Source organism: Streptomyces sp. NPDC006516 (assembly GCF_040611875.1).
GTDB lineage: Bacteria > Actinomycetota > Actinomycetes > Streptomycetales > Streptomycetaceae > Streptomyces.
Window position 1 is genome coordinate 34875 of record NZ_JBEXPD010000002.1, and the last position, 19077, is coordinate 53951.

The 19077-nt window shown below is 71.9% G+C and carries 18 protein-coding genes; 5 read left to right on the top strand and 13 right to left on the bottom strand.

The window, feature by feature from the left end:
* Positions 1–325 precede the first annotated feature (325 nt).
* From ABZY45_RS06110 to mshD, 7 genes are all read right to left on the bottom strand, one after another.
* Complete coding sequence (locus tag ABZY45_RS06110) at positions 326–736, bottom strand: NUDIX hydrolase (protein ID WP_356736682.1); 411 nt, start codon at positions 734–736, stop codon at positions 326–328.
* Complete coding sequence (locus ABZY45_RS06115; RefSeq protein WP_356736684.1) at positions 733–1725, bottom strand: CHAD domain-containing protein; 993 nt, start codon at positions 1723–1725, stop codon at positions 733–735. Before ABZY45_RS06115 ends, ABZY45_RS06110 begins: the two co-directional genes overlap by 4 nt.
* Positions 1712–3958, bottom strand: coding sequence for an RNA degradosome polyphosphate kinase (locus tag ABZY45_RS06120; protein ID WP_356736686.1), 2247 nt, complete (start codon positions 3956–3958; stop codon positions 1712–1714). The genes ABZY45_RS06115 and ABZY45_RS06120 overlap by 14 nt, the downstream gene beginning before the upstream one ends.
* Positions 3959–4268: 310 nt before the next feature.
* The gene (locus tag ABZY45_RS06125; protein WP_356736688.1) at positions 4269–5243 is read right to left on the bottom strand and encodes a hypothetical protein; all 975 of its coding nucleotides are present in this window, start codon (positions 5241–5243) and stop codon (positions 4269–4271) included.
* Positions 5240–6133 carry an ABC transporter ATP-binding protein gene (locus ABZY45_RS06130; RefSeq protein WP_356736690.1) on the bottom strand — a complete coding sequence of 298 codons (894 nt, stop codon included), beginning with the start codon at positions 6131–6133 and terminating at the stop codon, positions 5240–5242. Before ABZY45_RS06130 ends, ABZY45_RS06125 begins: the two co-directional genes overlap by 4 nt.
* On the bottom strand, positions 6130–6540 hold the full coding sequence (locus ABZY45_RS06135) for a GntR family transcriptional regulator (protein ID WP_356736692.1): 411 nt from the start codon (positions 6538–6540) through the stop codon (positions 6130–6132). Before ABZY45_RS06135 ends, ABZY45_RS06130 begins: the two co-directional genes overlap by 4 nt.
* Positions 6541–6631: 91 nt before the next feature.
* The gene (gene mshD, locus ABZY45_RS06140) at positions 6632–7555 is read right to left on the bottom strand and encodes a mycothiol synthase (RefSeq protein WP_356736694.1); all 924 of its coding nucleotides are present in this window, start codon (positions 7553–7555) and stop codon (positions 6632–6634) included.
* 219 nt (positions 7556–7774) lie between these two features.
* Here mshD and ABZY45_RS06145 point away from each other — a divergent pair, with 219 nt between their 5' ends.
* Both ABZY45_RS06145 and ABZY45_RS06150 read left to right on the top strand, forming a co-directional pair.
* A complete protein-coding gene (locus ABZY45_RS06145) occupies positions 7775–9583 on the top strand; it encodes a bifunctional metallophosphatase/5'-nucleotidase (protein WP_356736696.1) in 1809 nt (602 codons plus the stop codon).
* Between the two features lie 166 nt (positions 9584–9749).
* Positions 9750–10640 (top strand): phosphatidylinositol-specific phospholipase C, encoded by an 891-nt coding sequence (locus ABZY45_RS06150; RefSeq protein WP_356736698.1) that lies wholly within the window; start codon positions 9750–9752, stop codon positions 10638–10640.
* 7 nt (positions 10641–10647) lie between these two features.
* Here ABZY45_RS06150 and ABZY45_RS06155 read toward each other — a convergent pair whose 3' ends face one another.
* The 6 genes from ABZY45_RS06155 to ABZY45_RS06180 form a co-directional block, all read right to left on the bottom strand.
* Positions 10648–12069, bottom strand: coding sequence for a HAMP domain-containing sensor histidine kinase (locus tag ABZY45_RS06155; protein WP_356736700.1), 1422 nt, complete (start codon positions 12067–12069; stop codon positions 10648–10650).
* Positions 12066–12797 carry a response regulator transcription factor gene (locus tag ABZY45_RS06160; protein ID WP_356736702.1) on the bottom strand — a complete coding sequence of 244 codons (732 nt, stop codon included), beginning with the start codon at positions 12795–12797 and terminating at the stop codon, positions 12066–12068. The genes ABZY45_RS06155 and ABZY45_RS06160 overlap by 4 nt, the downstream gene beginning before the upstream one ends.
* A 49-nt stretch (positions 12798–12846) precedes the next feature.
* Entirely contained in the window at positions 12847–13029 is a 183-nt protein-coding gene (locus ABZY45_RS06165) for a hypothetical protein (RefSeq protein ID WP_356736704.1), read from the bottom strand.
* A gap of 13 nt (positions 13030–13042) precedes the next feature.
* Entirely contained in the window at positions 13043–14176 is a 1134-nt protein-coding gene (locus tag ABZY45_RS06170) for a trypsin-like peptidase domain-containing protein (RefSeq protein WP_356736706.1), read from the bottom strand.
* 94 nt (positions 14177–14270) lie between these two features.
* The gene (locus ABZY45_RS06175) at positions 14271–15314 is read right to left on the bottom strand and encodes a LacI family DNA-binding transcriptional regulator (protein WP_356736708.1); all 1044 of its coding nucleotides are present in this window, start codon (positions 15312–15314) and stop codon (positions 14271–14273) included.
* Between the two features lie 30 nt (positions 15315–15344).
* Entirely contained in the window at positions 15345–16142 is a 798-nt protein-coding gene (locus ABZY45_RS06180) for a response regulator transcription factor (protein WP_356736710.1), read from the bottom strand.
* A 296-nt stretch (positions 16143–16438) separates the two neighbouring features.
* Between ABZY45_RS06180 and ABZY45_RS06185 the strand changes: the two genes are divergently transcribed.
* Genes ABZY45_RS06185 through ABZY45_RS06195 form a run of 3 tightly spaced genes read left to right on the top strand, consistent with a single transcriptional unit; the run spans position 16439 to position 19015 of the window.
* Positions 16439–17413, top strand: a complete 975-nt coding sequence (locus ABZY45_RS06185) for an alpha/beta hydrolase (protein ID WP_356736712.1) — start codon at positions 16439–16441, stop codon at positions 17411–17413.
* A gap of 41 nt (positions 17414–17454) precedes the next feature.
* Entirely contained in the window at positions 17455–17709 is a 255-nt protein-coding gene (locus tag ABZY45_RS06190; RefSeq protein ID WP_103516063.1) for a MoaD/ThiS family protein, read from the top strand.
* 10 nt (positions 17710–17719) lie between these two features.
* Positions 17720–19015, top strand: coding sequence for a hypothetical protein (locus ABZY45_RS06195; RefSeq protein ID WP_356736714.1), 1296 nt, complete (start codon positions 17720–17722; stop codon positions 19013–19015).
* The last annotated feature ends 62 nt before the right edge of the window (positions 19016–19077 follow it).

The following is a 19077-nucleotide window of genomic DNA, read 5'->3' on the forward strand; positions in this document are numbered from 1 at the left end:
GCGGCGTGCGATGAGGAAAGGTGCGATGGCTTGGCGCCGTGCACCGTGTACGTCCGAAATTAGGCAGAACAGGTGAAGCGGCCTACGGGGCAGAGTGAACGGCAGGTGAACCGTGCTGGGCGGGCTGGTTCCGCCGCGTGGCGCGGGTGAGCAGCGGGAAGATCTCGTGCGCGGGAGGCACGGATGCCCCGTCTGGCGCGGGCGGCACAGGCGAGACGTGCGGCACAGGGCGGCACGCGCGGCACGCGCGGCACGGGTGTCCCGGGCGGCGGCTCAGCGGCGCATGCCGCACGGCCCGGTGGGGCGGGGCGGCCCGGCCCCGTCGTCAGTCGCCGGCGGTGCCCCGCAGGAAGGCGTCCAGCTGTACACGGTCGCCCGGGCGCGTCAGCCGGTGGCGGGCGGTGTCGGGAGAGACCCACGCCAGCCGGTCGACCTCGTCATTGGGTACGAAGGTTCCCCCCGTCGCCTCCGCAGCCCAGTAGCTGACCTCCTTCGGGCGGCCGTTCGCCATGTACAGGGCCGTCGGCAGGGCGGCCCCCGGCGCGCAGTGGTGCCCCGTCTCCTCCAGCACCTCGCGCAGGGCGGCCTCCATGGCCGTCTCGCCGCGTTTCAGCTTGCCCTTCGGGAAGGACCAGTCGTCATAGCGCGGCCTGTGGACGAGGCAGATCTCCAGGCCGCCGCCCTCTGCCGCGCGGCGCCACAGCACGCAGCCCGCCGCGCGGACGGGGCCGCTCACGGTGCGGTCACGGCCGCCGCGTGCGGCCAGGTCTCCCGGAACACGCCGCGTGCCGCCTCCACCTCGTGCCGCTGGTCGGCGTGGAGCACGCCCAGGGCGTACGCCGTCGCAGGGGCGATGCGGGGGGTGCGGGCCGCTGCCGCCGCCGCTGCCGTGGCCTCCGCCGCGTCCCGGTGCAGGTCCAGCGCGTGGCCGGGACCGGCGAGGGCCGGGTCGGGGCCGCCCCGTACGACCTCGTGGGCGTAGCGGTGCAGCCGCAGCAGCAGGCGGGCCTGGTGCCAGAGGGCGTCGTGGGCCTCGTTGTACGGCTCGAACGCCTCGTCGGGCGGCAGCGCGGCCACCGCGTCCAGCATCCGCTGCTCGGCGAGCTCGGCGGGGCCGTGCAGCACCTCGGCGGCGGGCTCCGCGGCCGAGGCCGACAAGGGGACCTCGGAGGCGAGCAGGGCCACCCCGTCGGCGACGGCGTGGAAGCGGGAGGAACCCATCGCCTGGAGTGCGGCCGAGTGGGCCCGGGTCCGGGCGAGGGTCAGCCGGCGCTCCAGCAGGGCTCCGGCCCGGGCCGCGCCGACTCCGAGCGCCGCCCGCTCCTTGTCGCTCCCGTCCTGGACCTGCCCGGAAGGGGGGCGGGCGGCCGGGAGCGAGGCGCCCGAGAGCTGGTGCAGCGCCTCCAGCAGCCGGCCGAGCCGGGTGGCGTACGCGTGTTCGCGGGCCAGGGTGCCGGAGAGCCAGGCCAGCTCCGCGCGGAGCTGGTCGGCCCAGGCGGGTTCGAGCGCCGCGCGGAAGGTGTGCAGGGTGCCGCTGATCCGGCGGGCCGCCTGGCGCAGTGTGCGGGCCGCCTCGTCGGCACCCTGCGTACCGGCGTCGGCCGGGGCGATGTGCTCACTGTGCAGGCGCAGGCCCCGGAGGAAGGAGGCGGCCTGTTCGCGCAGGTAGGGCGCGAGGACCGCTTCCGCGGGGAGCGCCGTCGTCTGGTGGTCAGGGCGTCGCACGCCGGCGCCTCCGGGCTTCGATGAGCATCTCTTGTACGTGCCGCAGCGGCTGGCCGTCCGCGTCCGTGGAGTGCCGGGTCCAGTTTCCGTCGGGGCCCAGGTGCCAGGAGGAGGTGGCGTCGGACATGCCTGTTTCCAGGAGCCTGCTGAGGGCGGCGCGATGCGCGGGGTCGGTGACGCGGACCAGTGCTTCGATCCGGCGGTCGAGGTTACGGTGCATCATGTCGGCGCTGCCGAACCAGACTTCGGGCTCGCCGCCGTTGCCGAAGGCGAAGACCCGGGAGTGTTCGAGGAAGCGGCCCAGTATCGAGCGGACCCGGACGTTCTCGGAGAGACCGGTGACGCCGGGGCGGATCGCGCAGATGCCGCGCACCCAGATGTCGACCGGCACCCCTGCCTGGCCCGCCCGGTAACAGGCGTCGATGATCGCTTCGTCGACCATCGAGTTGACCTTGATGCGTACGTAGGCGGGGCGGCCGGCGCGCTGGTGGGTGATCTCCTTGTTGATGCGGGCGATCAGTCCGTCGCGCAGGGACTTCGGGGCGACCAGCAGCCGGCGGTAGGTCTCGCGGCGGGAGTAGCCGGAGAGCCGGTTGAAGAGGTCGGAGAGGTCGGCGCCGACCTGCGGGTCGGCGGTGAGCAGGCCGAGGTCCTCGTACAGCCGGGCCGTCTTGGGGTGGTAGTTGCCTGTGCCGACGTGGGAGTAGCGGCGCAGGGTGTCGCCCTCCTGGCGGACGACGAGCGACAGCTTGCAGTGGGTCTTCAGCCCGACGAGGCCGTAGACGACGTGGCAGCCGGCTTCCTCCAGCTTGCGGGCCCACTTGATGTTGGCCTGTTCGTCGAAGCGTGCCTTGATCTCGACGAGTACGAGGACCTGCTTGCCGGACTCGGCGGCGTCGATCAGGGCGTCGACTATGGGGGAGTCGCCCGAGGTCCGGTACAGGGTCTGCTTGATGGCGAGGACGTCGGGGTCGCCCGCCGCCTGCTCCAGGAAGGCCTGGACGGAGGTGGAGAAGGAGTCGTACGGGTGGTGCAGCAGCACGTCGCGTTCGCGCAGGGCGGCGAAGATGTCGGGCGCGGAGGCGGACTCGACCTCGGCGAGGTCCCGGTGGGTGCCGGCGATGAACTTGGGGTACTTCAGCTCGGGCCGGTCCAGCGAGGCGATGCCGAACAGCCCGGTGAGGTCGAGCGGGCCGGGGAGCGGGTAGAGCTCGGTCTCGGAGATCTTCAGCTCGCGCACGAGCAGGTCCAGGACGTACGGGTCGATGGACTCCTCGACCTCCAGGCGGACCGGCGGGCCGAAGCGGCGCCGCATGAGCTCCTTCTCCAGGGCCTGGAGGAGGTTCTCGGCGTCGTCCTCCTCGACCTCCAGGTCCTCGTTCCGGGTGACCCGGAACATGTGGTGGGCGAGGACCTCCATGCCGGGGAAGAGCTCTTCGAGGTGCGCCGCGATGATGTCCTCTATCGGGACGTACCGCTGCGGGGACGCCTCCAGGAAGCGGGTGAGCAGCGGGGGCACCTTGACCCGGGCGAAGTGGCGGTGGCCGCTGACGGGGTTGCGCACGACGACGGCGAGGTTGAGCGACAGCCCGGAGATGTACGGGAACGGGTGCGCGGGGTCGACGGCGAGGGGCGTCAGCACGGGGAAGACCCGCTGCCGGAAGAAGGTGAACAGGCGGGCCTGTTCCTTCTCGGTCAGTTCGGGCCAGCGGACCAGCTGGATGCCCTCGTCGGAGAGGGCGGGCGCGATGTCCTGCTGGTAGCAGGCGGCGTGCCGGGCCATGAGCTCGCGGGAGCGGGTCCAGATCAGGTCGAGGACCTCGCGGGGCTGGAGGCCGGACGCGGAGCGGGTGGCGACACCGGTCGCGATGCGGCGCTTGAGACCGGCGACCCGGACCATGAAGAACTCGTCCAGGTTCGAGGCGAAGATCGCCAGGAAATTAGCCCGTTCGAGTAGCGGTGTGGCGGGGTCCTCGGCGAGTTCCAGAACCCGTTCGTTGAACGCGAGCCAACTGCGCTCCCGGTCCAGGAAACGGCCGTGCGGGAGCTCGTCACCGTCGCTCTCGGGTTCGTACGTGTCCGCGTCGTTGTCCAGATCGGGATCGAGATCGGCGGCTGTGGACAGGCCTGCGGGCGCCGTGCCGGCCACGGCGTGGGGCCGGTGTGCGGCGAGGGAGCCCACCGACGGCTGGGCGGGCTGGACCGGGACCTCGGAGCTGGGCTGCTGGCTCATGGACCTATTCTTCCGCGCGTTCGGCTCCTCAGGCGCGTCGGAGCCGTCAAAGAGCGCGGAAGATCCGGGCGTGGTCCCCGGACCGGGGCCTCTCGCGTTGCGGGGGGTGGGCAGAGCTGGCTGCATCCCGTGAGGGTCGCAAGGCTGTCTGAATGGCCGGTAACGGTGACATGACGTACAGGAAGCGGTGTGACTGCGGTGCCGTCCCCGTCCGCGCCGTCCCCGTCCTCGCCGTCCTCGCCGTCCTCGCCGTTCACCGTAGGTGAATCCCCTGCCCGGACTCCCCGCGGGGCCCGGACAGGGGTGGCTCTCAGCCGGTGCGGCGGCGCAGCACCCGGAAGGCGACGGCGACGGCCACGGCGGCCAGGGCGAGCAGGATGCCGGTCTCGACGAGCTGGAGGGGCCAGAAATGGGAGGAGGGGTGGTAGTCGAGGTAGTGGCCGGTGATGTCGTGGTCGGCGAAGCACCGGGTCCGGTCGCCTTCGGACACGGCCTGGTCGCACAGGCCCTGTGACAGCCGCTCGCCGTCGCCGGTGAGGTGGCCCGTCTCCACCCACCAGATGTTCGAGCTCACGTCCAGGCTCTTGCCGGTCAGCGTGCTCCGGGGCCACAGCCCCGCGCGGAGGTAGGTGAAGGTCACGCCCGCGGCGCCGGTGACGAACGCGGAGACGGTCAGCGCCAGGAGGGTCCGGCGGATCAGCAGTCCGGCGAGTGCTCCGACGCAGATGCCGAAGATGAGGTGGGCTGCCGGCGCGAGTCCCGTGGTGGCGAAGACGTACGCGGTGTACCACTCGGACGCGTAGGGATTGTCGGAACCGGAGCGAGCCCAGTGGAGGCCCGCCGACAGCACGGCGGTGCCCGCGAGGAACAGCACGGCGGGCACGGCGAGCTTGGCGGTGAGCCAGCGCGCGGGTGACACCGACTGGGTCCAGGACAGCTTGTAGGTGCCGTTCTCCAGCTCCCTGGCGATCAGAGGGCCGGCGACGAAGCCGCTGACGATCGCGGGCAGGGCCATCAGGCCCAGGGCGAGGTCGTCGAAGACGCCGCGGTACTTGAACATGCTGTCCAGGTAGCTGCGGGCCGTCACATCACAGGCCCGGCCCGCGCCTCCGTTCACCGGGCAGTCGCTCGCCGCGAAGACCTCGGCGACGTGGGACGACCGGAGAGCGACGGCGATCATGCCGGCGACGGCCACGAGGGCGAGCCCGCCGGCGATCCACAGCGTCCACCGGTGCTGGCGTACGACGACGCGGGCGGGCCCGCGCAGCGCGGTGAGGGTGCTCATATCGCGGCCACCTCCTGTCCCGCGTGCGCGCTCGCGGTGAGCAGGACGGGTGCCTCCGGCGAGCGGAGGTGGGCGAGCAGCAGCTCCTCCAGCGAGGGTTCCGTGACGTCCCAGGCCGCAGTGTCCACCGGGCCCTCCCTCCGTACGAGCGCGGTGAGCTGACGGCCCGTCGTGCGCGACTCGACGACCGTGTGCGGGGCGAGGTCGCGGACCTGCCCGGTGACCACGGCGTGCGCGGCCACGATGTCCTCGCTCTCGCCGCCGAGGCGGACCCGCCCGCCGTCGACGAGCAGGAGGTAGTCGCAGGCGCCCTCCAGCTCGGTGAGGATGTGCGAGGACATGGCGATCGTGGTCCCGTGCTCGGCGGCCTCGGCCATCAGGACGCCCATCAGCTGGTGCCGGGCGAGCGGGTCGAGGTCGGCCATCGGCTCGTCCAGCAGCATCAGTTCGGGCCGCTTGCCCAGCGCGAGCGCGAGGGCGAGGCGGGTGCGCTGGCCGCCGGAGAGCGCCTTGACCTTGGCGTCCTGCGGGAGCGGTCCGGCGACCCGGGCGGCGGCCTCGCGGTCCCAGGTGGCGGGGTTGAGCCGGGCCCCCGCCCACAGGGTGCCGGCCACGGTGAGCTGCGGGTACAGCGGCTTGTCCTGGGAGACGTACGCGATGCGGGGCCGCGCCTCGGCAGGGGTGTGGCCGAGCACCCGCACCGAGCCCTCGGAGGGCCGGAGCAGGCCGGCGGCGAGGGCGAGCAGCGTGGACTTGCCTGCGCCGTTGGGCCCGACGAGGGCGCATATCCGCCCGGCGGGCAGCCGGAACGAGCAGTCGCGCAGCGCCCACCCGCTCTTGTGCCCGTAGGTCATACCGAGGCCGTTCGCCTCGATCGCGGCGCCTGTCATGAGTCCTGGTCCCCCTTGAATGTGCTGTCCAGTACGTCGTTGAAGAGCGCGCTCACGTCGTCCTTGTCCAGTCCGGCGGCGCGGGCCCTGCGGGTCCACGCGGTGAGTTCGGCGCGCAGGGGCGGATCGGTGGTGGCCGCCGCGCTGCCGAGGGTGCGGCGGACGAAGGTGCCGAGGCCACGGCGGGCCTCGACGAGGCCTTCGCGTTCCAGCTCGCGGTAGGCCTTGAGCACCGTGTTGGGATTGATGGCCGTGGCCTCGACGACCTCACGTGCCGTGGGCAGCCGGTCGCCCGGCTCCAGCACACCGAGGCGGAGCGCCTGCTTGGTCTGCTGCACGATCTGGAGGTAGGTGGCGACGCCGCTGCGCCGGTCGATGCGGAACTCGACCGCTGCGGACTCTGCCATGTTCACCACCCTTTCACTAATTGAGTAGTGAAAGGGTGGCGTAAGAGAGGGGCGGCGTCAAGTGACGCCGCCCCGGCAGGGGTTGGGGTGCTCAGGACTCCGTGCGGTACATCAGGTCGACCTCGTGCGTGGCGAAGCCCATCCGCTCGTACACCGAGAGGGCGGCCGGATTGTCGGCGTCCACGTAGAGCATCGCCGTCGGCAGGCCCTGGGAGGCCAGGTGGCGCAGCCCGATCGCGGTGAGCGCCTTGCCGAGGCCGGTGCCCTGCGCGTCGGGGCGGATGCCGACGACGTACACCTCGCCGAGCTCCTCCGCGGCGTGCACCTTCGTCCAGTGGAAGCCGATGATCTCGCCGTCGCGCTCGGCCAGGAAGAAGCCCTTCGGGTCGAACCAGGGTTCGGCCTTGCGGTCGTCGAGGTCCCGCTGGGTGAGGGAGCCCTGCTCGGGGTGGTGGGCGAAGGCGGCGCTGTTCACGGCGAGCCAGGCGGTGTCGTCCCGGCCCGGCACGAAGGTGCGGACCGTGACCCCCTCCGGGAGGACCGGCTCGGCGATGTCGAGGCCGGTCAACGGGCGCCGGAGTTGACGCAGTTCGCGGAAGAGCGAGAGCCCGAGAACCTGGGCCAGATGCCGGGCCGCCGACTTGCCGCCGTGCGCCCAGACCCGCAGCCGCTTCCCGGTCGCGGCGAGCAGGGCGGCGCCCAGCGCGCGGCCGTGCCCCCGGCCGCGGTGGGAGGGGTGCACGACCAGCTCGGCCGCCGGGGCCTCGACGGGGTCGGTGTCCTCCAGCTGCGCGTATCCGGCCAGTACCCCGTCGACGCGGAGCAGGAAGTGCCGGACGCCCTCGCGGTGCCCGCCCCGCAACTGCAGCCGCCCCTGCTCGGACACGGCCTGACGGCCGTCGGTCTCGGCCGCCTCACCGAGGAGCGCGAGAACGGCGTCGGCCTGCTCGGGGGTGAGCGCGTCGAGGGTCTCGATCTCGCGCCCGGGGGAGGGGAGGGGTGCGTCAGTCGTCATGAGTACGAGCGTACGGCGCCGGGCCGGCCGACCGGGGCCGGCAACGGCGCGGGTGCGCGTACGGGCGCGGTGACGTTTCTGCTCGGATATGTACGCCCGACGGGTGATCGACCCCTTTCTGATCGGGCGGCAACCAGTTCGTAACCACAAACATCTGTCGCGCTACGCGCGTTGACTCTAGGCTGCCGCAGCAGGATCCAGACACTTACAAGGGGACCGATGTCAGCGACTCCGCAGAAGAACCGTGTGCCCCGGCGGGTGCTCGCCGCCACGGCCGGAATTGTCACCGTCGGCGCGCTCGTCGCCGCGATGCCGGCGGGCGCCCAGGACAAGGGCCACGGCCATGGCCACCCCCAGCCCCGCACCGTCGATGTGCAGCTGCTCTCCTTCAACGACCTGCACGGCAACCTGGAGCCGCCGGCCGGTTCCGCCGGCACGGTCAGCGAGAAGCAGGCCGACGGCACGGTGAAGTCGATCCCGGCCGGTGGCGTCGAGTACCTCGCGACCTCGCTGCGCACCGCGCGCAAGGGGCACGCGTACTCCGTCACGGCGGCCGGCGGTGACATGGTGGGCGCGAGCCCGCTGCTGTCGGGGCTTTTCCACGACGAGCCCACCATCGAGGCGCTCAACGGGCTCGACCTCGACGTGACGGCCGTGGGCAACCACGAGTTCGACGAGGGGGCCACGGAGCTCGCCCGTCTGCAGAACGGCGGCTGCCACCCGGTCGAGGGCTGCTACGAGGAGGGCAAGGAGTTCGAGGGCGCGGACTTCCCGTACCTCGCGGCCAACGTGACGAACGAGAGGACCGGCAAGCCGGTCCTCAAGCCGTACACCGTGTGGAAGAAGAACGGTGTCAAGATCGGCTTCATCGGTGTGACCCTGGAGGGCACGCCGAACATCGTCACGGCCAACGGCGTCAAGGGCCTGAAGTTCCACGACGAGATCGAGACGGTCAACAAGTACGCCAAGGAACTGGACCGTCAGGGCGTCAAGTCCATCGTCGCGCTGATCCACGAGGGCGGGGCCCCGGCCTCCTCCGCGTACAACTACGACTGCGACAGCCCGGGCGCCGGTGACGGCATCTCCGGCCCGATCGTGGACATCGCCAAGGGCATCACGCCCAAGGTCGACGCCCTGGTCACCGGCCACACCCACCAGGCGTACGTCTGCACGGTCCCGGACCCCTCGGGTCAGCCGCGCATGGTCACCTCTGCGTCGTCGTTCGGCAAGGTCTACACGGACACGACCCTCACCTACGACCGCCGCACCAAGGACATCGTCCGTACGTCGGTGGAGTCGGCGAACCACATCGTCAGCCGTGACCAGGCCAAGGCCACGGACATGACGGCGCTGATCGCCCGCTGGAACACGCTGGCCGCCCCGATCGCGGGCCGCCCGCAGGGCTACATCTCGGCCGACATCAACGGCCGTGGCTCCACGGCCCCCGAGAAGCCGCTCGGCAACCTGATCGCCGACGCCCAGCTGGAGGGCCTGGCCCCCGCGGACAAGGGCGGCGCGGTCGTCGCGTTCATGAACCCCGGTGGTATCCGCTCCGACCTGGTGTACACGGCGTCCGGCAGCGAGGGCGACGGGGTGGTGACGTACGGCGAGGCGTTCACGGTCCAGCCGTTCACCAACATGATGAACGTCGTCGACCTCACCGGTGCGCAGCTGGTGGCAGCCCTCCAGCAGCAGGTCAGCGGCTCCAACGAGGCGTCACCGAAGATCCTCCAGATCTCGAAGGGCCTCACCTACACGCTGGACATGACGAAGTCGGGCGCCGACCGGGTGGTCGCCTCCTCGATCCTGCTGAACGGTGAGGCGATCGACCCGGCGAAGACCTACCGGGTCGCGATGAACGAGTTCCTCGCGGGTGGCGGCGACGGCTTCGCCGCCCTCGGCCAGGGCACGAACAAGCTGGTCGGCCCGTCCGACCTGGACCTGTTCAACGCCTACCTGGCGGCCCACTCCACGGCTTCGGCACCGCTGGCCCCGCCGGCCACGGGCCGGATCACGGTCGTGCAGTAGCTCCGTGCGCCGAGGCGTCATCGGGAGATCACGGACGGAGAAACAGCCCCTGGCGGGGGCCGGACCGTCCTCAGGTTCCCGATGACGCCGGACGGCCTTCCCGGCGTGACGTGTGCGCGTCATACTGCGGGGGCTGACCCCCCACGGCAGACGGAGGCGCTCCCGCATGTCCACACCCCTGACCACCCGCAGAGGCTTTCTGACCGGAGCGCTCGCGCTCTCCGCCACCGCGGTCGTCGGCGGCCATGCCCTCGCGGCCCCCGCGAGGGCCATCGGCACCCAGGACTGGATGAGCGCCGTTCCCGACGCCACCGCGCTGGGGCGCCTCACGATCCCGGGGACGCACAACGCGGGCGCGCGCTACGGGGGCCCCTGGACGGAGTGCCAGAACACGACGGTGGCCCAGCAACTCGACAGCGGCATCCGCTTCCTCGATGTCCGGTGCCGGATCACCGGCGACGCGTTCGCCATCCACCACGGAGCCTCGTACCAGAACCTGATGTTCGGCGACGTGCTGGTCGCCTGCCGGGACTTCCTCGCCGCGCACCCCTCGGAGACCGTGCTGATGCGTGTCAAGCAGGAGTACTCCCAGGAGAGCGACGCCGCGTTCCGGCGGATCTTCGACATCTACCTCGACGGCAAGGGCTGGCGCCCGCTCCTGCGCCTGGACTCCACGCTGCCGGACCTCGGGGGCGCGCGTGGCAAGGTCGTGCTGCTCGCCGACAACGGCGGCCTGCCCGGCGTCCGGTACGCAGATCCGGCGGTCTTCGACATCCAGGACGACTACATGGCGGAGCCCTTCGGGAAGTACCCGAAGATCGAGGCGCAGTTCCGCAAGGCCGCGCAGCAGCCCGGGAAGCTGTTCATGAACTACGTGAGCACCGCGGCCCTGATGCCGCCCCGCTGGAACTCCGACCGGCTCAACCCGCAGGTCCACGCGTTCCTCGACGGGCCGGAGGCCACGGGCTGGACCGGTCTCGGGATCGTCCCACTGGACTACCCGGCGACCCGCTCGGGCCTGGTCGAGTCACTGATCCGGCACAATCCGGCGGCCTGAGCGCCGCTCACCGCCCCGGCGGCGGCTGCGGTGCCCCCGGCAGCCGGATCGAGGCGACCGTGCCGCCGCCGTCCGCCGGGGTCAGGGCGATCTCGCCGCCCGCCTGCTGGACCGTGCGGGCCACGATGGACAGGCCGAGGCCCGAGCCCGGGAGCTGGCGGGCCGACGGGGAGCGCCAGAAGCGGTCGAAGACGTGCGGGAGCTCCTCGGCCGGGATGCCCGGGCCGTGGTCCCGCACGGTCAGCTCGCCCCGGTGCAGGGCCACATCGATCGTCCCGCGCTCCGGGCTGAACTTCACCGCGTTGTCCAGCACGTTGACGACCGCCCGCTCCAGCGCCGCGGGTTCGGCGCGGACGTACCAGGGGGCCAGCTCGGCGGTGATGGTCAGCTCCGGGCCGCGCAGCCGGGCGCGCCGCAGGGCGGTGCGCGTGATCTCGTGCAGCGCGACGACCTGGAGCGGGCCGGGCTGGGCGGCGTCGGGGCGGGAGAGCTCCTGGAGGTCGCCGATGAGGGCAGCCAGTTCCGTCATCTGGGCCTTGACCGAGGTCATCAGCGCCTTGCGGTCGTCGGGCGGGATGGCGCGGCCCGTCTCGTCGCTGCGGGCGAGCAGTTCGATGTTCGTGCGGAGCGAGGTGAGCGGGGTGCGCAGCTCGTGCCCGGCGTCCGCGATGAGCTGGGACTGGCGGTCGCGTGAGGTGGCCAGCGAGCTGGTCATGGAGTTGAAGGAGCGGGAGAGGCGCGCGATCTCGTCCTCGCCCTCCGCGGGGATCCGGATGGTCAGGTCCTCGGTCTCGGCCACGTGCGCGACGGCGTGCGCGAGGTCGTCGACCGGGCGCAGACCGGTACGGGCGATCCACAGGCCGGCCGCGCCCGCGCCGACGACGCCGACCCCGGCGACGAGGACCAGGACCCAGGCGAGCGTGGACAACGGGTCGGTGACCTCGCTCATGGGGCGGGCGGTGGAGACCGCGAGGCTCCCGGCCTGCGCCCCGGGGCCCCTGACTTCCAGCGGCGTGGTGTAGACCCGCATGTCCGCGCCGTTCTCGGCCGTCTCCGTGTGCAGGGCGTAGGGACGCTGCCGCTTGGCCACCTCAAGGTCTTCGGGGGTCACCGGAAGCCTCGAAGTCGCGGCCTCGGAGGCGATGCAGACCGTGCCCTGGGAGTCGATGAGCTGCACCGTCACGCCGGTGAAGGGCCGGGGCTCCTGGGAGGTCCCGCCCTGGCAGTACGTGTACAGCTGAGACAGGTAGAGCTGGTCGACCTTGGAACCGCGCAGCGTCCTGTCCAACTGCTGCTCCAGCTGCTGCTGCGTCACGAACCAGCACGCCGCGGCCACCGCGGCCACCGCGATGGCGACCGCCGCCGCGACCAGCAGGGCGAGCCGTGAGCGCAGCGGGAGGGCGCGCAGCCTGCGGGACAGCCCGGTCACCCGTCACCGCCGCCGGCGCGCAGGGCGTAGCCGACGCCGCGCACCGTGTGGACGAGGCGCGCCTCGCCGCCGGCCTCCGTCTTGCGGCGGAGGTACATCACGTACACGTCCAGGGAGTTGGAGCTGGGTTCGAAGTCGAAGCCCCAGACGGCCTTGAGGATCTGCTCGCGGGTCAGCACCTGACGGGGGTGGGACAGGAACATCTCCAGCAGGGTGAACTCGGTGCGGGTCAGCTCGACGCGGCGGGTGCCGCGGGTGACCTCGCGGGTGTTCAGGTCCATGCGCAGGTCGGCGAAGGACAGCACGTCGTCGTCGGGGGCGGTTCCCCCCGCCGCGACCGCGTACGAGCTACGGCGCAGCAGGGCCCGGATGCGGGCGAAGAGCTCGTCCAGCTCGAAGGGCTTGACGAGGTAGTCGTCGGCGCCGGCGTCGAGACCGGTGACCCGGTCGCCGACGGTGTCCCGGGCGGTGAGCATCAGGATGGGGGTGGTCGATCCGGTGGCCCGGATGCGCCGGGCCGCGGTGAGGCCGTCCATGCGGGGCATCTGGATGTCCAGGACGATCAGGTCGGGGGCGTACGCCTCGGCCTTGGCCAGGGCGTCGTAACCGTCCACGGCCACCTCGGTTCCGTAGCCCTCGAAGGCGAGGCTGCGTTGCAGTGCCTCGCGAACGGCGGGCTCGTCGTCGACGATCAGGACGCGCTGCGGATCGTCTTCGGCGGGGCTCATCGCTGCTTCGTCCTCTTCGTCTCGTGCTGGTTGCGGCGGGCTTGCGTCCTCAGCCTCGCACGGCCGGCGCACGGCGTCGCGCGGCGCGGCGCCCACGGCTCGTGCCGCTGCCGATCTCGGGCGGACGGGGAGCGTCCGCGGCGGGTGCGGACAGGGCGAGTTCGACGACCAGGGCGAGCGGCAGGGCCAGGTCGGACGGGCCCGCGCGTACGGGGCCGGGCGTGGGGTTCATGGGACCCTCCTCGTCAGGAGCCGTCGCCGGAGCGCAGGGTGTCCAGGTCGGCCTTGAGGGTGTCGACCGGGATGGCGAAGCCGAGGCCGACGCTTCCCGCGGACGTGCTGCCGGAGGCGGTGGACGAACTGGGGGAGTACATCGCGGAGTTGATGCCGATGATCTCGCCGTTCATGTTGATGAGGGCGCCGCCGGAGTTGCCGGGGTTGAGTGAGGCGTCGGTCTGGATGGCCTTGTACGTCGTGGTGGACGAGCCGGTGTCACCGTTGAACTGCCGGCCGCCGAACTCGAACGGCCACTGCTGCCCGCCCTGTTGCTGCTGCTGTCCCTGCTCGTCGTCCTTGGCGACCGTGACATCGCGGTCGAGCGCCGAGACGATGCCGCTGGTGACCGTGCCGGTGAGGCCCTCCGGGGATCCGATCGCCACCACCTGGTCGCCGACCTTCACCGAGGAGGAGTCGCCGAGCGAGGCCGTCTTCAGTCCGCTCGCGTTCTGGAGCTTGATGAGCGCGAGGTCCTTGTCGGGGTCGGTGCCGACGACGTCGGCCGTGTACGTCTTGCCGGTGCTGAGGGCCACCTTGATCTCGGAGGCACCGGAGATGACGTGGTTGTTCGTGACGATCTCGCCGTCCGTGGTGATGACGACGCCTGAACCGGTGGCGTCGCCCGCAGAGGACGTCGCGGTGATCTCGACGATCGCCGGCGACACGGCCGCGGCCACACCGGAGACGGTACCGGCGCTGCTCTGCGAGACGGTGGTGCCGCTGACGACGCTGCCGGAACCGGCTTTGGCGGAGTCGCCGCCCGCGAGTTCGCCGATGAGGGTGGCGGTACCGCCGCCGACCGCCGCCGCGGCGATGGCCACGGCCGCCAGCAGGGCGAACGGCCGCTTGACCCGCCGCCGGGGCTGCGCGTCGTCCGGGCCCTCCGCGACGGGGGCGGGCGCGGGCGCAGGCCAGGCGTAGGCGGGGGACCCGGCGGCCGGCCGTCCGGGCTCGTAGGCCGGGGGCGGCGGCCAGGCCGCCCCGCCACTGCCGTACTCGGCGCTGCCGTGCGAAGAGCTGTCGTACGAACCGTTGTCGTACGAACCGTTGTCGTTCGAGGGGGACATCGGGTACTCGCCGCTCGGGCGGTGGCTGTCGGTCATGTCTACGAGAGTGGACAGCGAACATGAGAACAGCCTGAGTGCCCCCTGAGAAGCCCGGCAGAACCGTGTATGCCCGATGTAAGGGGGCGCCCCGCTACGGCGTGGTGACCGTGGGTTCACCGCAGCCGCACGACCGTCGTACCACGAGCGCGGACGGGAACTGCTTCAGCCGCTCGCGCCGCGAGCCCGAGACGCGCAGGGAGTCGTCGAGCACGAGGTCCACGGCCGCCCGGGCCATCGCGGGCCGGTCGGAGAACACCGTCGTCAGCGGCGGATCGGTGAGGCCCGCCTCCTTGACGTCGTCGAAGCCGGCGACCGCGAGCTCTCCGGGCACGTCGATGCGGAGCTCGCGCGCGGCCCGCAGCACCCCGATGGCCTGGTCGTCCGTCGAGCAGAAGATGGCCGGGGGCCTGTCAGGACCGGAGAGCAGGTCCAGGGCGACCTTGTAGGCGTCGTAACGGTTGTAGGGGGCGTGGAAGAGCCGCCCCTCGGTCGGCCGTCCGGCCTCCTGCATCGCCCTGCGCCAGCCCTCGATGTGGTCGGCGACGGGGTCACCGACCACCGGGGTCGACTCCATGCCGCCGAGGCACGCCACATAGGCGTTCCCGTGCTCCAGCAGGTGCCGGGTGGCGAGCTGTGCGCCGCCGATGTCGTCGGTGACGACCGCGACGTCGTCGATCGCCTCGGGGCGTTCGTGCAGCAGGACGACGCGGGCGTCCCAGGCCTCTATCTCGGCCGCCGCCCGCTCGCTGGGTCCCTGGCTGACCAGGATCAGCCCGGAGACGCGCATGCCGAGGAAGGCCCGCAGGTAGTGGACCTCGCGCTCGTCGCGGTAGTCCGAGTTGCCGACGAGCACCATTTTTCCGCGCTCGGCGGCGGCTTGTTCGACCGCGTGGGCCATCTCCGCGAAGAAGGGCTGCCGGGCGTCCGGCACGATCATGCCTATGAGGTCGGTGCGCCGCGACGCCATCGCCTGGGCGACCCGGTCGGGCCGGTACCCCAGTTCCTTGATCGCGGCGAGCACCCGCTCGCGCGTGGCCGGGGCAACCGGCCTGGGTCCGTTGTTGATGACGTAGCTGACGACCGCTGTCGAGGTCCCCGCCAGTCTCGCCACATCGTCCCGCGTCACCTTGGCCACGCGCGGCAGTCTACGCGGATCGACCTGCCGCTAGGCAGGCCGGACCGGGGCTTCTTCGGTGATCTCGGCCTCCGCCGACTGCTCCGGACGGGTGACGTCCTCCGTCGCCGCCTTCGCTGCCGCCTTGGCCTTGGCGTCGTCGGAGTTCCGTTCGGCCTTCTCGGGGGTGACGAAGCGGTAGCCGACGTTACGGACGGTGCCGATCAGCGACTCGTGCTCGGGGCCGAGTTTGGCGCGCAGCCGCCGTACGTGGACGTCGACCGTCCGGGTGCCGCCGAAGTAGTCGTAGCCCCAGACCTCCTGGAGCAGCTGCGCACGGGTGAAGACCCGGCCCGGGTGCTGCGCGAGGTACTTGAGCAGTTCGAATTCCTTGAACGTCAGGTCGAGGACCCGGCCCTTGAGCTTGGCGCTGTACGTCGCCTCGTCGACCGACAGGTCGCCGTTGCGGATCTCCATGGGTGAGTCGTCCGCGGTGATCTGCTGGCGGCCGGTGGCCAGCCGCAGCCGGGCCTCGACCTCGGCGGGACCCGCGGTGTCCAGCAGGACGTCGTCGATGCCCCAGTCCGCGGTGACAGCCGCGAGGCCGCCCTCGGTCACCACGAGGATCAGCGGACAGCCGGGTCCGGTGGACCGCAGCAGCTGGCACAGCGAGCGCACCTGCGGGAGGTCGCGGCGGCCGTCGATGAGGATCACGTCGGCACCCGGGGTGTCGACGAGCGCGGGTCCTTCGGCGGGGGCGACCCGCACGCTGTGCAGCAGAAGGCCGAGGGCGGGGAGCACCTCCGTCGACGGTTGGAGGGCATTCGTCAGAAGCAGCAGTGAACTCATCGCCGCCCACCTGCCTGGGTCGTCGGTCGATCGTGCACGGTTGGCTCGCCCATTAATCGGTCCTCCTCGTTCCCTGCGAGAGGGGCACTCCCGGGTCGGACCCGGGGGAGTATGCGGCACTGCTTCGTACTGCCGTACGGCCATCACCTGCGAGGGCCGTCATACGGTTTTTACCGTGCGGTCCCGCGCCAGGGGACCGCTGAGCTTGTGGAAACGCTGCTGTAACAACGCTCGGAAAGCACAAAAGGACCCGGGGGCTGCTTTGCCCGGATCCTCTTCGCAGCAGAATAGCCCACATGAGTTCTGTGTCCGAGGGTCGTTTCCCGAGTTCTTCTGTTCCCTCGATCACGCCCACCCCCCGGCGCACCACGTTGCTGACCGGTGACGGGGTCCGTATCGAGGCGGTGTACACGCCGTGTACGGCAGGTGCCGAGGCCGATGGAGGCCCCGCTTCCGGAGGAACGGCCGTGGTCCTCGCACACGGGTTCACCGGGTCGGTCGACCGCCCGGCCGTGCTGCGGGCCGCGGAGGTGTTCGCCCAGCGTGCGGCTGTGATCACCTTCTCCTTCCGGGGGCATGGGAGGTCCGGGGGGCGGTCCACGGTGGGCGACCGGGAGGTACTGGATCTGGCGGCCGCGGTCTCGTGGGCGCGGTCGCTCGGACACCGGCGGATCGTTACGGTCGGGTTCTCCATGGGCGGCTCCGTCGTACTCCGGCACGCCGCTCTGTATACGGCGCCTGAAGCAGGCGAACCCGGCACGGAGAAAGTCGCGGAGAGGGCCACCGGGAAGGTGGCGGAGAAGTCCACGGAGAAGGAGGAGACGCCGGGGGCCGATCGGGTGGGGCGGCGCAGAGAGCGCATCGAGGCGCACGGGGAGCGCACAGGGGCGCACACGGACGCTGTCGTCGCTGTGAGTGCTCCGGCGCGCTGGTACTACCGGGGCACGGCTCCGATGCGCCGCCTGCACTGGGTGGTCACCCGCCCCACGGGCCGGCTCGTCGGCCGCCTCGGCTTCCGCACCCGGATCCACCGCGAGGACTGGGACCCCGTCCCGCTCTCCCCGGTCGAGGCGGTCCCCCTGATCACCGTGCCGCTGCTGATCGTGCACGGCGACCGTGACCCGTACTTCCCGGTCGACCACCCCCGCATGCTGGAAGCAGCCTCACGGGGGCACGCCGACTTCTGGCTGGAGCACGGCATGGGGCACGCCGAGAACGCGGCGGACGAGAAACTCCTGACCCGCATCGCCGACTGGACGGAGCCGGCGTGATTCATGATGGACAGCCGACGGACGAGGAAAGGGGTGCCGCCATGGCAGCGGGAACGATCCGCTACTGGGCCGCGGCCAAGGCCGCCGCGGGGACCGCGGAGGAGCCGTACGCGGCGGAGACGCTCGCCGAGGCGCTCGACGGGGTACGCGAGCGGCACCCGGGAGAACTCACCCGGGTGCTGCTGCGGTGCTCGTTCCTGATCGACGGGAATCCCGTCGGGACCCGGGGTCATGAGACCGTACGGCTTGCCGAGGGCGGCACGGTCGAGGTGCTCCCGCCGTTCGCAGGAGGGTGAACCGCAGACCATGAGCAACAGCGATCAGCAGTATCCGTACGACCCGGGCCACGAGCAGCAGCAGCCGTACGACCCGGCGTACGGGCAGCAGGCGAACGAGCCGGCGTACGGGCAGCAGCAGCCGTACGACCCGGCGTACGGACAGCCGCAGCAGTACGGGCAGCAGGTGAACGGACAGCAGGTGAACGACCCGGCGTACGGGCAGCACCAGCAGTACGGGCAGCCGGCGTACGGCGGGCAGCAGTACGGGCAGCAGCCGCAGCCGGTCGTGTATCCGGAGCACGGCGTCCCACAGGGTGGACAGGACGACCAGGGAGTGGCCCAGACCTGGCAGGGCCAGACCTGGGACACCCAGTACCAGCCGACGATCCGGCCCCAGCACGCCGCACCGGCACCCGCTCCCGCGCAGGCCGCCTGTCCGCTGCCGCCCGAGGCCCCGGCCGCTCCGGCAGCCCCGGCTGTTCCCGCCGCTCCCGAGGCACCGGCCGCCGCACCTGGCGAGTCCGGCACGTCCGGCTACGGTGCGCCCACCACCCTTGGCGGCAACAGGCTCACCGCGGCCCAGCGGGCCCGAGCCGAGGGGCGTTCGCCGATCATCGCGCCGGGCCTCCAGCCCGCCGCGATCACCGCCGCCCTCGGTCTGCTGCTCGCGCTCGGCGCCGCGATCGGGGCGTACGCCCTGCTCGTGCCCCTGATCCTGCTCCAGGCCGTGACCGCAGCCGGCTGGTTCCGGCTCAACGGCATGTGGCCGGCCAGGCAGGGCATCGCACTCGCCTTCGCCGGTGGCTTCGTGGCGGACGTCGTCCTGCTCGTGGCGGGCCGGAGCAACGCCCCTGCGGCCATCCTGGGCACGCTCGGCGTCTGGGTGCTGCTGACGCTCGTCCTCCAGCTGCGCAGCCATGCCGGGGCCGACGAGCGGATGTACGGCCTGACGGCCACCGTCGCCTCGGCCGCGCTGGCCGTCCTGGCCGCGGGGCATCTGGCGGCCGTCCCCGACGCGGTGACGGTGGGCGGGATCGCGGTCGCCGTGGGCGTGCTCGTGCGGGCCCTTCCGCTGCCCGGTCCCGTCTCGGTCGTCGTGGCGCTGCTCGCGTCGGCGGGTGCCGGTCTGGCCGCCGGAGCGTTCACGGACTTCGGCGCGCAGGCGGCGTTCCTCGGGTTCGCGGCCGGCGGCTGCGCGCTGATCGGGCTGCGGGTGGCGAGCTACGACTACCCGTCCCGCTTCGTGCACATGACGGCAGGGGTGGCGCTGCCGCTGACGGCCGCGGCTCCCGCCGTCTATCTGATCGGCCGTGCGATCGCCTGACCCCCGTGCTTCCCCTCCTTCCCGCTCGTCGGGAACCGGCCGGGCCTTCCGCTCGTCGATCA